Source organism: Amycolatopsis sp. MEPSY49 (assembly GCF_051337345.1).
Classification (GTDB): domain Bacteria; phylum Actinomycetota; class Actinomycetes; order Mycobacteriales; family Pseudonocardiaceae; genus Amycolatopsis.
This window is the reverse complement of sequence record NZ_JBDLYJ010000008.1, coordinates 387794-401673: the sequence shown is the minus strand read 5'-3', so window position 1 is coordinate 401673 and position 13880 is coordinate 387794. Positions and strand designations below refer to the sequence as shown.

Genomic DNA, 13880 nt, shown 5'->3' with positions numbered 1-13880 from the left:
CCGCTGCTCCACCCGGGTGGACCGGGCAACCGGGGCTTCACGAGACCGGTGGGTAGTATGCCGAATCGTGATCCGGCTCGAAGAGGTTTCCAAGGTCTACAAGACCTCGACGCGGCCCGCGCTCGAGCGGGTGTCCGTCAACATCGACAAGGGTGAGTTCGTCTTCCTCATCGGTCCCTCGGGATCGGGGAAGTCGACCTTCCTCCGGCTGCTGCTGCGCGAAGAGACGCCCAGCAAGGGCCGCGTGATGGTGTCCAACTTCGACGTCGCCAAGCTGGCCCGCCGCCGGGTCCCCCGCCTGCGGCAGACCATCGGCTGCGTCTTCCAGGACTTCCGCCTGCTGGCCAACAAGACCGTCGCGGAGAACGTCGCGTTCGCCCTCGAGGTCATCGGCAAGCCCGCCCCGACCATCAAGAAGGTCGTCCCCGAGGTGCTCGAACTCGTCGGCCTCGACGGCAAGGCGGACCGGCTGCCCAACGAGCTCTCCGGCGGTGAGCAGCAGCGCGTCGCGATCGCCCGAGCATTCGTGAACCGACCGCTGGTGCTGCTCGCCGACGAACCGACCGGGAACCTGGACCCCGACACCAGCCAGGACATCATGCTGCTGCTGGAGCGGATCAACCGCACCGGCACGACCGTCCTGATGGCCACCCACGATCACTCCATCGTGGACTCCATGCGGCGCCGCGTCGTCGAGCTCCAACTCGGCCGGGTGATCCGCGACGACGCCCGCGGCGTCTACGGCATCGGTCGCTGACCTCCCCGCCCCAGCCCCCGACTTCAAGGACCTGACCCCGACATGCGCGCCAGTTTCGTCTTCAGTGAGGTAATCACCGGCCTGCGCCGGAACGTCACGATGACCATCGCGATGATCCTGACCACGGCCGTGTCGCTCGCCATGCTCGGCGGCGGCCTCCTGGCCGTGCGCACGATCGACAAGATGAAGTCCAACTTCCTCGCCGACGTCGAGGTTTCGGTCTACCTCACCGACGACATCAGCGCGACGGACAAGAACTGCACCCAGTCGCTGTGCCAGTCGCTGCGTTCGTCGCTGCAGAGCAACGACGGCGTCGAGTCGGTCGTGTTCGAGAACCGCGACCAGGCATTCGACCGGTTCAAGAAGATCTTCGAGAGCCAGCCGGAGCTGATCCAGCTGACCGGGCCGGAGTCGCTTCCCGCGTCCCTGCACGTGAAGCTGAAGGACCCGGACCGCAGCGACGCGATCGTTCAGGAGTACGGCACCAAGCCGGGCGTGCGGAAGGTCGACGACCAGAAGAAGTTCCTCGACCGCGTGTTCAACGCCTTCAACGGTGTGCGGAACATGGCGTTCGGCGCCGCGCTCATCATGGCCATCGCGGCGCTGCTGCTGATCGCGAACACGATCCAGGTGTCCGCGTTCACCCGGCGCACCGAGGTCGGCATCATGCGGCTGGTCGGCGCGACGCGGTGGTACACGCAGCTACCGTTCCTCCTGGAGGCGGTGGTCGCCGGCGTCTTCGGTGCGGTCATCGGGATCATCATGCTGATCATCACGAAGGCCGGCTTCCTCGATTCGGTGTTCACCGGGGACGTGTTCCCGAAGATCACCACGCTGGAGCTGCTGTTCCCGGTCGCGCCGATCCTGCTGGGGGTGTCCGTGGTGATCTCCGCCATCACCGGCTACGTCACGCTGCGGCTGTACGTCCGGCACTAGCGTTTAACCAGCTGCCTGTCGTTTCCGGAATCACGTAGAGTGGTCGTATGCCCAAGGAACGTGGCCAGAAGGTGATCGTGTCGAACCGCAAGGCGCGGCACGATTACTCCATCCTCGACACCTACGAGTGCGGTCTCGTGCTCGTCGGCACCGAGGTGAAGAGCCTGCGCGAGGGCAAGGCGTCCCTGGCGGACGCGTTCGCGACGGTCGACGACGGCGAAGTGTGGCTGCGCAACGTGCACATCCCGGAGTACACGCAGGGCACGTGGACCAACCACATGCCGCGGCGGACCCGGAAGCTGCTGCTGCACCGGCGCGAGATCGAGAAGCTCATCGGCAAGACCAAGGAGAGCGGGCTCTCCCTGGTCCCGCTGTCGATGTACTTCAAGGACGGCAAGGTCAAGGTCGAGATCGCGCTGGCGCAGGGCAAGAAGGCCTACGACAAGCGGCAGACGCTCGCCAAGCGCGACGCGGAGCGCGACATCAGGAAGGCCATGGGCCGCGCGCTGAAGGGCCGGTTCACGGAGTGACGCCGGGCCCGGCTTCCGATGCCGACGTCGCTCGCTGGACGGCGTCGCTGGGCCTGCCGGGCCTGGTCGACCTGCACGTCCACTTCCTGCCGAAGCCGGTGATGGACAAGGTCTGGGCGTACTTCGACCGGGCCTCGACGCACTACGGCACCGAGTGGCCGGTGCACTACCGGACGTCCGAAGAGGACAGGCTGGCGACGCTGCGCTCGCTGGGCGTGACGCGCTTCGCGCCGCTGGTCTACCCGCACAAGCCGGGGATGGCCGAGTGGCTGACGGACTGGGCGCTCGAGTTCGCCGCGCGGGTGCCGGACGCGGTGCCGACCGGGACGTTCTACCCCGAACCCGGCGCCGGGTCCGCTGTGGACGGTGCGCTGCGCGCCGGCGCCCGCGTGTTCAAGGCGCACGTGCAGGTGGGCGCGTACGACCCGCGTGACGAGCTGCTCAAGCCGGTGTGGGGGTCGCTCGCCGACGCCGGTGTTCCCGTCGTCGTCCACTGTGGACACGGTCCGTTGCGGGGCGACTTCACCGGGTTGTCGGTCTTCGAGGAGGTCCTCTCCGCGCACCCGGACCTGACGGCGGTGCTCGCGCACGCGGCGATGCCGGAGTTCGGGACGGCGTTCGAGCTGCTGGCGAAGTACCCGCGGGTGCACCTGGACACGACGATGGTCGGCGTCCCCTTCGCGGAGCGGATGTCGCCGCTGCCGCCGGACTGGACGGCGCGGCTGGCGGAGTTCGCCGACCGGGTCGTGCTCGGCACGGACTTCCCGAACATCCCGTACTCCTACGCGACGCAGCTGCAGGCGATCGCCGGCTGGGCGGCCGACGATCGCCTGGGGGAGCCGTTCCTGCGAGCCGTCCTGCACGACACCCCGCTGCGGCTCCTTACCGCTTGAGCGCTGCGCGTTCGCTCACGACGACCGCGCGGCCCAGCAGGTCGACGGCCGGGATCGGCTTGCCCGCCAGCAGGAAGCCGGCCGTCGCGAGGACCACCCACGGCACCGGGCCGTGCGCGAAGCCGTCCGACAGCGGCGCGAAGCCGCGCGCGGCCAGGCCGAGCAGGCCACCGGAGATCATCAGCCCGGCGACGACCAGCTGCGGCACCCGCGCGGTGACGCCGGCGGTGTCGCGCTGCATCTCGAAGTGCGCGAACAGCCGCAGCAGGCCCAGCAGCACCATGCCGCACACGGCGAACCACGCGGGCGCCATGACGATCCAGAGCAGCGTGCCCGGCGTGGGCGTCTCGTAGCCGAGGCCGTAGACGGTCACGCCCGCCACCACGATCAGCGCCGGCATGTGCCAGAGGTAGACGCTCATGAACCGCGCGCCGAGCCAGCCGAGCGCGGTGCCGACGCCGGGGCGTTCGGCGAGCGCGTTGAGCTGCGGGCGGAAGGCGAGGAGCAGGCCGATCTGGCCGACGGCGAGGAAGGCGAGCAGCACGGTCGGCGGGCTCATGTTCGACACCGGCGCGCCCGGCATGCCGATCATGCTGGCCGGGTACGGGCCGAAGGCGACCATCAGCGCGGTGACGCCGAAGCCGGCGGCCGACAGCGTCAGGGCGGCGCGGCGGGTGAGCGTGCCGAGGCGGCCTTCGACGTAGTGGAAGCCGAGCTGGTGGACGGCGACCCAGACGAAGATCGCGTTGGCGTAACCGAGGTAGCCGAGGTCGTTGAAGCGGGCGACGTCGACCAGGACACCGGCGACCCCCATGACGAGCGGGACCTTGAGGCCCCAGCGCCGGTGCGCGGCGACCATCAGCGGCGTGAGGAGCACGACCAGGACGTAGACGGCGAGGAACCACAGCAGCTGCGCGGCGATGGCGCTGCCGACCTGCAGCGGCTGGGGCGGGACGCCGAGGCCGCGCAGGAAGTCCGGCATGACGAGCCAGACGGCCATCAGCGGCAGCACGGGCAGCATCAGGCGCTTGAGCCGCGCGCCGAGCCAGGTCCGCGTCGATTCCGCGCGGCGGAAGGAGATCAAGTTGGCCGCGCCGCCGGCGAAGAAGACGAGCGGCATGACCTGACTGAGCCAGGTGACGACCCACCAGCCGGGCGTCGCGAGCGCGTTGCCCGTGGCGAGGTGGCCATCGGAGTAGGAGAGCACCGGCATGGTCCAGTGCTGACCGATGACGGCGAGGATGGCCCCCGCCCGGACGACGTCGAGGAAGCGGTCCCGGCTCTTCTGCATGCACTGAGCTTGGCCGGTCGCGACGTCCGGAACAGCGGTGCTGACCGGCGTCTTGGGGGTCCTGTTGACCCCAGGGCGATACGGGGGTTCTCCCTACCTCAGGCCGTCGGGCTCGGGTTCGTGCTGCGTCGCGGTGACGCGGTACTCCCAGCCGGTTTCGGTAAGGCCGAGCTCGTAGCGGGTCTCGATCTTCGGACCACCGTGCAGGTGGATGTGCCGGATGACGGTGCCGGGCACGGGTTCGGCGTCCCCGAGCTCCTGGACGCGGCCGTCGAGCGGGCCGCCGAAGAAGCGGACGCAGCGGGTCTCGTCGGTCATCTGCGCGCTCCTTCCCGACGGGTCCGCTCATGGTAGGTGAGCGGTGCGCAGGGTGCCGCCCGCGGAACGGGTGACCCGGCATCCACCCTACGGGACTTGTCGTCACCTTCCGTCGATAGTGTTTCGGCCCGTGACCGAACCCGCGTACCTGACCAGCACCCGGACCGCGTACGACACCGTCGCCGAGGCTTACGCGGAGGAGGCGCGGGACGCGCTGGCCACCAGCCCGTGGGACCGGGCGATGCTGGCGACGTTCGCCGAGCTGGTGGGCGAATCGGGCCCGGTCGGCGACCTGGGCTGCGGCACGGGCCGGTTGACGGGCCACCTGGCGTCGCTCGGGCTGGACGTGTTCGGGGTGGACCTTTCGCCCGGCATGCTCGAGGTGGCCCGCCGGGCGCATCCGGAGCTGCGGTTCGAGGTCGGTTCGCTGACCGCGCTGGAGCTGGCCGACGGCAGCCTGGCGGGCGCGCTGGCGTGGTACTCGCTGATCCACACCCCGCCGGAGCAGCTGCCGGCGGTGGTGGCGGAGCTGGCCCGGGTCCTGGCCCCGGGCGGCCGCCTGCTGACGGCGTTCCAGGTCGGCGACGAGCGCCGCCACATCTCCCGGGGGTGCGGCCACGAGGTTTCCTTCGACGCGTACCGCCTGCCGCCGGACTTCGTGGCGGGGCTGTTCGAGGCCGCCGGCCTGGTGATGGAAGCGCGCCTGGTCCGGGCGCCGCAGGAACCGGAGCAGGTGCCCCAGGCCTACCTGATGGCTCAGCGCCCCAAGTAGGTCAGCACCGCGCGGACGCGGCGGTGCTCCTCCGCGCTCGCTTCGAGGCCGAGCTTCGAGAAGATGTTGCCGATGTGCTTCTCCACCGCGCCGTGCGAAACCACCAGGGAGTTCGCGATCGCCGTGTTCGAGAGCCCCTGCGCCATCAGCCCCAGCACCTCGGACTCCCGCGCGGTCAGCGCGTCCAGGGGGTTGCGGCGGCCGCGGGCCATCAGCTGGGCGATCACGTCCGGGTCGATCGCCGTGCCGCCGTTGGCCACGCGGCGGACCGCGTCCAGGAACTCGTCGACGTCGGCCACGCGCTCCTTCAGCAGGTAGCCGACCCCGCCGGCGCCGCCCGACAGCAGCTCCACCGCGTACGACTCCTCGACGTACTGCGACAGCACCAGCACCGGCAGCCCGGGGATCTCCTTGCGGGCCGCCAGCGCCGCGCGCAGGCCCTCGTCGGTGAACGTCGGGGGCATCCGGACGTCGACGATCGCCAGGTCGGGACGGTGTTCTTTGATCGCGCCGAGCAGATCGTCGCCGTTGTCGACGGCCGCCGCCGTCTCGATGCCTTCGTCGGCGAGCAGGCGGGTCACCCCGGCCCGCAGCAGCACGGCGTCTTCGGCGATGACTACCCGCATCCGGCCCCCAAGCTCGTGGATGAACGGGGTCCAGCCTATTCACCACTGGCAGGGGAGGTCAGCCCGGATCACCGTCGGCCCGCCCACCGGGCTGACGACCGTGATGACGCCGTCGATCGTCGCGGCGCGGTCGGCCAGCCCGGCCAGCCCGCCGCCGGGGCGCACCTCGGCGCCGCCGTGGCCGTTGTCGGTGATCTCGACGACGACGTGGTCGTCGGTCCGCCACACCTTCACACCCGCTTCGGACGCTCCGGAGTGCTTCGCGATGTTCGTCAGGGTCTCGCCGACGATGAAGTACGCCGTCGTCTCCACCGCCGCCGGCGGCCGCGGTTCGACGTCCACGTGGACGTCCACCGGGATCGGCGACTTCGCCGCCTGCGCCGACAGCGCCGCGTCCAGCCCCCGGTCGCCGAGCACCGCCGGGTAGATGCCGCGCGCGAGGTCCCGCAGCTCCGACACGGCGAGCTTCGCGTCCGAGTGCGCCTCGTCGATCAGCTCGCGCGCCATGTCCGGGTCCTGGTCGAACTTCGACTTCGCGCGCCCGAGGCTCATCGCGACCGCGACCAGCCGCTGCTGGGCGCCGTCGTGCAGGTCACGCTCGATGCGGCGCCGCTCCGCTTCGGCGGCGTCGACGCCCCGCGCCCGCGAAGCCTGCAACCGCTCGGCCTTCTGCTCGAGCCGCTTCGTGCGGTCCGGACCCAGCAGCGCGAGACCCAGCTCACCGTGCAGCCAGCCCAGCCACGGCGTCACCCAGACGGCCATCGGCAGCAGCACGATCGACGCCAGCGCGATCCCGAGCTCCGCGCACGCCAGCGGGAACGCCGCCATCAGGTAGGCCAGGTCACGCCACGTCGTCGCGTCGCTCAGCCGGACCATCCACCGCCGCAGCAATGGCTGTCCCTCTTCGTACGGGCGGCGCTGCACCGGCGGCAGCGGCACCCGCAGCATCTTCCCCAGCCAGCTCCGCTCGCGATCACCCGACCAGCGGATGAAGCTCGTCGTCGCCAGCAGGATCGGGAACCCGATCCACACCACCGCCGTCGCGACCCCCACCGCGATGCCCGTCACGATCAGCACGAACTGCAGGATCCGGAAGAAGAAGCTGACGATCATGTACACGATCGTGCGAGCCGGGTGCGGCCGCGGGTGCTCCAGGGGTTGAGCCTCGGTCATCCCGCCACCAGGTTCTTCTCTTCCGCGTCTTCCCACCAGCGCTCCATCCGACGACGCTGGGCCACGGTCGTGCCCAGCAGCGCGTTCGCCAGCCGGGCGTGCACCCCGGCGAGCGCCTTGGTCAGCGCCACCGACAGCGCGACGAACAACACCCCCAGCGCTGCCCACGGTAGCGCTTCCACGGTCGAATCCACGGTCAGCCACCGCAGCTCGTCCGAGGGGAAGTAGTACGCGCCGTCGGGCAGCCACCGGAAGTAGATCGGCAGGCCGGCCAGCGCCAGGCTCGTCGACCAGAACGTCGTCACCAGCACGAACTCGACGATGCCGAGCGGGAAGAGGAGGAAGAAGTAGGCGAAGTCCCGCCATGTCGACGGGTCCTTCAGCCGCGCCTTCCACCGGTCCTTCTGCCCGTGGGCGGGCAGCGGCAGGTAGGGGAGATCGATGTACCGGTCGAGCAGCGCGTAGACCCGGGCCCGCTCCAACCGCCCGGCCCCCCGGACGGCCAGCACGAGCAGCGCGAGCAGGCCGACACCCACCCACACGACGGCGGTCCCCAGCCCGGCCGCGGTGAACGCCGTCAAGAAGACGAACGCCAGCACCCCCACCGGCAGGTTCATCAGCAAGAACACCACCGAGCCACCGAACGGCGGATCCCGCCTCGCGCTACCCATCACCGGACTCCCTTCTGCTGGAGTCCAGAGTCGTCTTCCGAGGCCGCCCACGACATGGTGCGCGCGGGCATCCTCGCGGTAGGGCTGGCCCTACCCACCTGGAGTAAAGAGGTGGCCCCACGCGTTATGATGTACAGGTTGTGTTCCCACCAAGGGGGTGAACGGTTTCGACTTTGGACGTTGATTCAGGAGAAGCGTGCCGGTGCAGGCGAGAGACCACCGTTAAGCGTCATCGCAACCAAATAAGCGCCGACTCCAGTCAGCGCGAGTACGCCCTCGCCGCCTGAGCGAGTGCGTCTCTGTCGGCCCGGGTTCGCCTCCGGCCCGGGTACCGGCATCAGCTAGGAGGCTCAGCGGCAGTCCCGGCCACGGGGAACTGTCGTGAAGCAAACAGTGGCTGGGCTCGTCACCTCAGCTTGTTCGCGTGACTGAGGGAGCCAAGTAGAGACGTAGCGGACTGCGCACGGAGAAGCCCTGTTGATACGCCAGAGGACCCGGGTTCAATTCCCGGCACCTCCACCTTCGAGAAGGCCCTCGCTCCTTCGGAGCTTGGGCCTTCTCTTCGGTTACGTCCATGTCCTCTGGGGGTCGAACCCCCAGACCCCCGCCAGGCGGGCTTCGCCCCCTGGACCCCCTTCTCCTGGGCTTCGCCCCGGGCCCCTCTCTGGCTCGGGCTTCGCCCTGCGCCCTTTCTTGGGGCTTCGCCCCTTGCCCCCTGCGGGGCTTCGCCCCTTTTTGGCTCAGGCTTCGCCTTGCGCCTCTTCTTCGGGGCTGCGCCCCGGGCCCCCTTTGCGGGGCTGCGCCCCTTGGTGGCTCACGCTGCGCCTCGGGCCTCCTTCTCGGGGCCCGCGGCCCGGGCCCCTTTTGCGGGGCTGCGCCCCTTGGTGGCTCAGGCTTCGCCTTGCGCCTCCTCTTCGGGGCTGCGCCCCGGCCCCCCTTTGCGGGGCTGCGCCCCCCTTGGTGGCTCAGGCTGCGCCTCGGGCCTCCTTCTCGGGGCTGCGCCCCGCGCCCGCGCCCCTGCTCGCGGGTTGCGCCCCAGCCGCCTTTGCGGGGCTGCGCCCCGCGCCCTCTTCTGCGTGGGTCCGGCTGGCGCTCTCCGTCTGCGGACCAGCTCTTCGGCGGCTTCATGGGTGTCGGCGGCGTAGCTGCTGAGTTGCTCGGTGCCCTGTCTGGCTCGGGGTTTCGTCCGCGCACCTCTCTCGCGCGGCTGCGCCCCGCCCGCTCTGCACGGGCCCGGCTTGCGTCCGCTGTCGTGGGGCCTTTGCCTCTGCTGGCTCAGACTTCGCCCACTTCCCCTTTCTCGGGGCTGTGCCCTGCATCTGCTGCGCGGGGTCCGGCTGGCGCCCGCTGTCGCGAGCTTGCCCGTCTTGGCTCGCGCCCCGACCCTCTCTCAGGGCCGCGCCCCCGGTGCCCTTGAGTCGAGAATCGGCCCTCGTCCCCTTTCGGGGCCCTCTCGCGCCTTGCCCCTTGTTATGTCGGGCTTGGCCCCGCATACGCCTCGTGGAGCTTTGCCCCGCGCGCCTTCTCGGGGGTATGCCCCGGGCCTTTCCGCGCGCACCCGGCTGCCGCGATGCCACAGGCCTCGCCAACATGACAGCCGCGCCGCGCCATCCCAGGAGCGAGCCGACACGAGAACCGGCACCGACGAGAACCCAGACTCCCCCGCACCCCGATCCGAAGCCAGAACACGGCCGGCAGCGCCGGGTCAAGGCATCTTTCCCGCCTTGACGCGGTGTTGCCGGCCGTAGTCACAATGACAGCTTCGGGGTGCCGGAGGGACCACGAAACCGCCACGCTCGCCGTGAGCCGTGAGCCGTGAGCCGTGAGCCGTGAGCCGTGAGCCGTGAGCCGTGAGCCGTGAGCCGTGAGCCGTGAGCCGTGAGCCGTGAGCCGTGAGCCGTGAGCCGTGAGCCGTGAGCCGTGAGCCGTGAGCCGTGAGCCGTGAGCCGTGAGCCGTGAGCCGTGAGCCGTGAGCCGTGAGCCGTGAGCCGTGAGCCGTGAGCCGTGAGCCGTGAGCCGTGAGCCGTGAGCCGTGAGCCGTGAGCCGTGAGCCGTGAGCCGTGAGCCGTGAGCCGTGAGCCGTGAGCCGTGAGCCGTGAGCCGTGAGCCGTGAGCCGTGAGCCGTGAGCCGTGAGCCGTGAGCCGTGAGCCGTGAGCCGTGAGCCGTGAGCCGTGAGCCGTGAGCCGTGAGCCGTGAGCCGTGAGCCGTGAGCCGTGAGCCGTGAGCCGTGAGCCGTGAGCCGTGAGCCGTGAGCCGTGAGCCGTGAGCCGTGAGCCGTGAGCCGTGAGCCGTGAGCCGTGAGCCGTGAGCCGTGAGCCGTGAGCCGTGAGCCGTGAGCCGTGAGCCGTGAGCCGTGAGCCGTGAGCCGTGAGCCGTGAGCCGTGAGCCGTGAGCCGTGAGCCGTGAGCCGTGAGCCGTGAGCCGTGAGCCGTGAGCCGTGAGCCGTGAGCCGTGAGCCGTGAGCCGTGAGCCGTGAGCCGTGAGCCGTGAGCCGTGAGCCGTGAGCCGTGAGCCGTGAGCCGTGAGCCGTGAGCCGTGAGCCGTGAGCCGTGAGCCGTGAGCCGTGAGCCGTGAGCCGTGAGCCGTGAGCCGTGAGCCGTGAGCCGTGAGCCGTGAGCCGTGAGCCGTGAGCCGTGAGCCGTGAGCCGTGAGCCGTGAGCCGTGAGCCGTGAGCCGTGAGCCGTGAGCCGTGAGCCGTGAGCCGTGAGCCGTGAGCCGTGAGCCGTGAGCCGTGAGCCGTGAGCCGTGAGCCGTGAGCCGTGAGCCGTGAGCCGTGAGCCGTGAGCCGTGAGCCGTGAGCCGTGAGCCGTGAGCAGGACGCCCGCCGCCCCGCGAACCCGCCGGTTTCCCCCTCCCACCGCGAGATCGCTCCCGTCCCCAAGCAACTCCCGAAGTCCCCTTCGCGCCTCCACCCACCCCGCTACTCTCCGCAGCTCCAGCCTTGTGACGGGCCCCACTTGTGAGTGAAGTTTTTGTGAGTGTCATGCTGAAGCCCCGACCATGGCTCCGCACCCGTGGGGTCGGAAGTAGGTGGCCAGATGACCTGGGCCCGTTCCAATGGCAGCTCCACCGCCAACGACGAAGACAGCCGGATGGGTGTTATCCGGGCTGAAGAAGCCGTTCGGCTTGCCGAACAGAACGATCGAGCCGTCATCACCGTTGCCGGGCACTCCTCCGATGTGCGGGAGTGCACCGAACTGCTCGCGATGCTCGGGCTGGATGCCGGGCGGCGGCACAAGATCGCCTGATCACGCCAGGTCCGCTACGTGGACCACCTTGTTCCGGCCCGTCGCCTTCGCGTGGTACAGCGCCGTATCCGCCGCGTCGAGCAGGCGCTGCAACGAGGTCCCCGCCGTCGGGTAGACCGCCATGCCGATCGAGGTCGAGAGACCCGTGATCGACAGGTTGCCCGCCGGGACCTTCAGCGCCGCCACCGCTCGGCGGATGCGTTCCGCCACCGCGCCGATGTCCGGGTGGGCGATGCCCGGCAGCAGCACCACGAACTCCTCGCCGCCGAACCGCCCCACCGCGTCGCCCCGGCCGCGGACCGCGGAGATGATCGCTTCGGCTACCGCCCGTAACACCGCGTCGCCCGCCAGGTGGCCATACGTGTCGTTCACCTGCTTGAAGTGGTCCAGATCCAGCATCAGCAGGCCGAACGTCGACCGCTGGCGGGCGGCGGCCGCCAGCGTTCGCTCCGCCAGCGCGTGCCAGCCGCTCGTGTTGTACAACCCCGTCTTCGCGTCGCGGTGGGCCGCCACCTCCAGCTGCTTCACCAGCACCGTCCGGTGCAACAGCAGCAACGGCGGGAGCACCAGCACCGTCAGCCCCGGCAGCACCGCCAGTGCCAGCGCGTTCAGCGCGCCCAGGCAGAGCGTCGCCACCTCCAGGCCGTTGTCCGCCCACGTGCCGAACAGCGCCTCCGGCGTCCGGCCGATCTCGCGGCGGGCCGGGAGCACCAGCAGAGCGTTCACCACGAAGAACGTCACGCCCGCGGCCGCGATCGCGAACGTGCCCGCCCAGCCGCGCGGGAACGCCGCGCGCACGTCCGGGGAACCCGAAACGCGCATGACCGCCTGGGCCGCGTAGCACGAGAGCAGGATGATGGCCGCGTTGCTGACCGTCCTGGACGCCGGGACCCGCTGCAGGCGGTACCAGCTGCGGATCGCCAGGTGCCCGTAGAGGCCGGCGACCAGCACCGCCAGCAGCGGCGGCGGGAGCACCAGCACGCCGGCGAACGTCCAGACCGACGTCATGTTGATGTGCGGGGTCCCCGACACGCGGCGGCGGATGCGCTCGACGCGGCGGCCCATCTCCGACTGGGTCACGCCGAGGAGCAGCAGCACCAGCAGGATCAGCACCGTGCGGCGGTCCACCGCGACCGGGAACGGGCGCAGCGTCAGGACGACCGCCGCCGCTTCGGTGAGCAGGCAGTAGACGATCACGCGTGGACCCTGGCGCCACAGCGACCAGCGCCGTGGCACGAGCGCGTCACGAAAGCGGGGTCCACCGCGCGGGGTCGCGGCGCCGGTCCGCATACTCATGGTGTCCGGCCGGTGACGGAGCCGGGTCGGCCCGAGGTGGCGAAGGGAGGCGCGCCATGTGCGGACGCGACAACTGAGGTCATCGATCCTCCAGCCCGGCCCGGCGCCACGCCCTCGCGATCGGCACGGCCACCGCGGCGCCCGCCGCCCCGGCCACGGCGATGGTGTGCGCCGGGCTCAGCACGTCGGCCAGCGCGCCCGCCGCGGCCGCGCCTACGCCCTGCACGGTGATCAAGCCGGCCGAGTTCACGCCGGCGCACTGCGCGCGGTGCTCGTCCGGCACCCGACGCATGAACGACACCGTGCCGGTGATGTTGTAGCCCGTCGCCAGCAGGCCGGACGCCGCCAGTAGCGCCACCGACGCGACGAGGCCCGGCCGGAAGGCGAACACCACCAGCGGCAGCCCCGCCGCGATCCCCAGCCAGCCGAGCACGCGGACCTGCGCGCGCTCGGGGATCCACTTGCCGAACACGACGCCGCCGAGCACGCTGCCCGCCGGGTCCGCGGCCATCAGCAGCCCCACCAGCGTCGCGCCCGCGCCGATGCCCGCCGCGTACGGCGCGGCCAGCGCCTCCGGCACGATGTAGAACCCCGCCAGCCAGTTGAGCGCCACCAGCGTCCGCAACGCCGGGTCGCGCCAGATCAGCCGGATGCCGGCGCCGGTCGTCGACAGCCAGGCCGGCCGCACCGCCTGCGCGACCGCCGCCCGCCGCCGGACGCCGGTGACCAGGAACAGCGCCGAGAGCACGAACGTCACGGCGTCCAGCGCCAGCGCCGCGGAGGGCGTCAACGCGGCGATCAGCAGGCCGCCGCCGGCGAACCCGGCCAGCTGCGCGGCCTGGATCGTCACGTTCCGCAGGGCCATCCCGACCAGGTACCGCTCGCCTTCGAGCACCGTCGGCAGCAGCGCCTGCTGCGCCGCCTTGAACGGCCCGCCCAGCGCCGTCAGCACCGCGACCAGCACGCACAGCACCCACAGCGGGACGCCGGGGATCGCGATGACGCCGACGAGCGCGGCGCGGGCCACGTCGGCCGCGACCATCACGTCGCGGCGCGGCCACCGGTCGCCCGCGCCGGCCAGGAGGATCCCGCCGAGCAGGGACGGCACGTACGTCAGGGCGTAGGTCAGGCCGGTCAGGGCCGCCGACGAAGTGCGCTGGTAGACGAGCACCGCGAGCGCGACGCGGGCGAGCTGGTCGCCGCAGACGGACAGCAGCTCGGCGAGCCACATCGCCCGGAACTCGGCGACGGCGAGCACGGCGCCGAACCCCACCTTCGTCACGCGTGCGTCATCCACCATCGGTGCCCCTCAAAACGCTATCCGCAAACGGTAATCACCGAGCGGAGTGGAATCGAGGCGTTCGGTGA

13 protein-coding genes, 1 other RNA gene and 2 pseudogenes are annotated in these 13880 nt (G+C 70.9%); 7 read left to right on the top strand and 9 right to left on the bottom strand.

Going from position 1 to position 13880, the window contains the following annotated elements; all coding sequences use genetic code 11:
• The first annotated feature begins 67 nt into the window (after window positions 1-67).
• The 4 genes from ftsE to ABFJ78_RS32995 are packed head-to-tail and all read left to right on the top strand — an operon-like array spanning window position 68 to window position 3116.
• Complete coding sequence (gene ftsE / locus ABFJ78_RS33010) at window positions 68-757, top strand: cell division ATP-binding protein FtsE (protein WP_086683549.1); 690 nt, start codon at window positions 68-70, stop codon at window positions 755-757.
• Between the two features lie 42 nt (window positions 758-799).
• On the top strand, window positions 800-1693 hold the full coding sequence (gene ftsX / locus ABFJ78_RS33005; protein ID WP_436390676.1) for a permease-like cell division protein FtsX: 894 nt from the start codon (window positions 800-802) through the stop codon (window positions 1691-1693).
• 47 nt (window positions 1694-1740) lie between these two features.
• Window positions 1741-2223 carry an SsrA-binding protein SmpB gene (smpB, locus tag ABFJ78_RS33000; RefSeq protein ID WP_043776590.1) on the top strand — a complete coding sequence of 161 codons (483 nt, stop codon included), beginning with the start codon at window positions 1741-1743 and terminating at the stop codon, window positions 2221-2223.
• Window positions 2220-3116, top strand: a complete 897-nt coding sequence (locus tag ABFJ78_RS32995; protein ID WP_436390674.1) for an amidohydrolase family protein — start codon at window positions 2220-2222, stop codon at window positions 3114-3116. The genes smpB and ABFJ78_RS32995 overlap by 4 nt, the downstream gene beginning before the upstream one ends.
• Here the strand turns inward: ABFJ78_RS32995 and ABFJ78_RS32990 are convergent.
• Window positions 3106-4407 (bottom strand): acyltransferase family protein, encoded by a 1302-nt coding sequence (locus ABFJ78_RS32990; RefSeq protein WP_436390672.1) that lies wholly within the window; start codon window positions 4405-4407, stop codon window positions 3106-3108. The two genes, ABFJ78_RS32995 and ABFJ78_RS32990, sit on opposite strands and share 11 nt — an antisense overlap.
• 93 nt (window positions 4408-4500) lie before the next feature.
• Complete coding sequence (locus ABFJ78_RS32985) at window positions 4501-4725, bottom strand: hypothetical protein (RefSeq protein WP_436390670.1); 225 nt, start codon at window positions 4723-4725, stop codon at window positions 4501-4503.
• A 130-nt stretch (window positions 4726-4855) separates the two neighbouring features.
• Between ABFJ78_RS32985 and ABFJ78_RS32980 the strand changes: the two genes are divergently transcribed.
• Window positions 4856-5497: a class I SAM-dependent DNA methyltransferase gene (locus ABFJ78_RS32980; protein WP_436390668.1), complete on the top strand. Its 642-nt coding sequence runs from the start codon at window positions 4856-4858 to the stop codon at window positions 5495-5497.
• Here the strand turns inward: ABFJ78_RS32980 and ABFJ78_RS32975 are convergent.
• The 3 genes from ABFJ78_RS32975 to ABFJ78_RS32965 are packed head-to-tail and all read right to left on the bottom strand — an operon-like array spanning window position 5482 to window position 7967.
• Entirely contained in the window at window positions 5482-6123 is a 642-nt protein-coding gene (locus tag ABFJ78_RS32975; RefSeq protein ID WP_155544593.1) for a response regulator transcription factor, read from the bottom strand. The genes ABFJ78_RS32980 and ABFJ78_RS32975 overlap by 16 nt on opposite strands.
• Before the next feature lie 39 nt (window positions 6124-6162).
• On the bottom strand, window positions 6163-7296 hold the full coding sequence (locus tag ABFJ78_RS32970; RefSeq protein ID WP_436390666.1) for a sensor histidine kinase: 1134 nt from the start codon (window positions 7294-7296) through the stop codon (window positions 6163-6165).
• Window positions 7293-7967 (bottom strand): sensor domain-containing protein, encoded by a 675-nt coding sequence (locus tag ABFJ78_RS32965; protein WP_436390664.1) that lies wholly within the window; start codon window positions 7965-7967, stop codon window positions 7293-7295. The genes ABFJ78_RS32970 and ABFJ78_RS32965 overlap by 4 nt, the downstream gene beginning before the upstream one ends.
• Before the next feature lie 153 nt (window positions 7968-8120).
• Here ABFJ78_RS32965 and ssrA point away from each other — a divergent pair.
• Window positions 8121-8489, top strand: a transfer-messenger RNA (tmRNA) gene (gene ssrA / locus ABFJ78_RS32960).
• A gap of 1226 nt (window positions 8490-9715) precedes the next feature.
• On the opposite strand, the pseudogene ABFJ78_RS32955 reads toward ssrA, so the two are convergent.
• Window positions 9716-10300, bottom strand: a pseudogene (locus ABFJ78_RS32955) (hypothetical protein); the annotation flags it as partial.
• A pseudogene (locus ABFJ78_RS32950) lies at window positions 10272-10826 on the bottom strand (DUF6944 family repetitive protein); the annotation flags it as partial. The pseudogenes ABFJ78_RS32950 and ABFJ78_RS32955, both read right to left, overlap by 29 nt.
• Before the next feature lie 180 nt (window positions 10827-11006).
• On the opposite strand from ABFJ78_RS32950, the gene ABFJ78_RS32945 reads away from it, so the two are divergent.
• Window positions 11007-11216 carry a hypothetical protein gene (locus ABFJ78_RS32945; protein ID WP_436390662.1) on the top strand — a complete coding sequence of 70 codons (210 nt, stop codon included), beginning with the start codon at window positions 11007-11009 and terminating at the stop codon, window positions 11214-11216.
• Here the strand turns inward: ABFJ78_RS32945 and ABFJ78_RS32940 are convergent, their stop codons facing one another.
• On the bottom strand, window positions 11217-12506 hold the full coding sequence (locus ABFJ78_RS32940) for a diguanylate cyclase (RefSeq protein ID WP_436390660.1): 1290 nt from the start codon (window positions 12504-12506) through the stop codon (window positions 11217-11219).
• Window positions 12507-12591: 85 nt separating this feature from the next.
• Window positions 12592-13812 carry an MFS transporter gene (locus ABFJ78_RS32935; protein ID WP_436390658.1) on the bottom strand — a complete coding sequence of 407 codons (1221 nt, stop codon included), beginning with the start codon at window positions 13810-13812 and terminating at the stop codon, window positions 12592-12594.
• Between the last annotated feature and the right edge of the window lie 68 nt (window positions 13813-13880).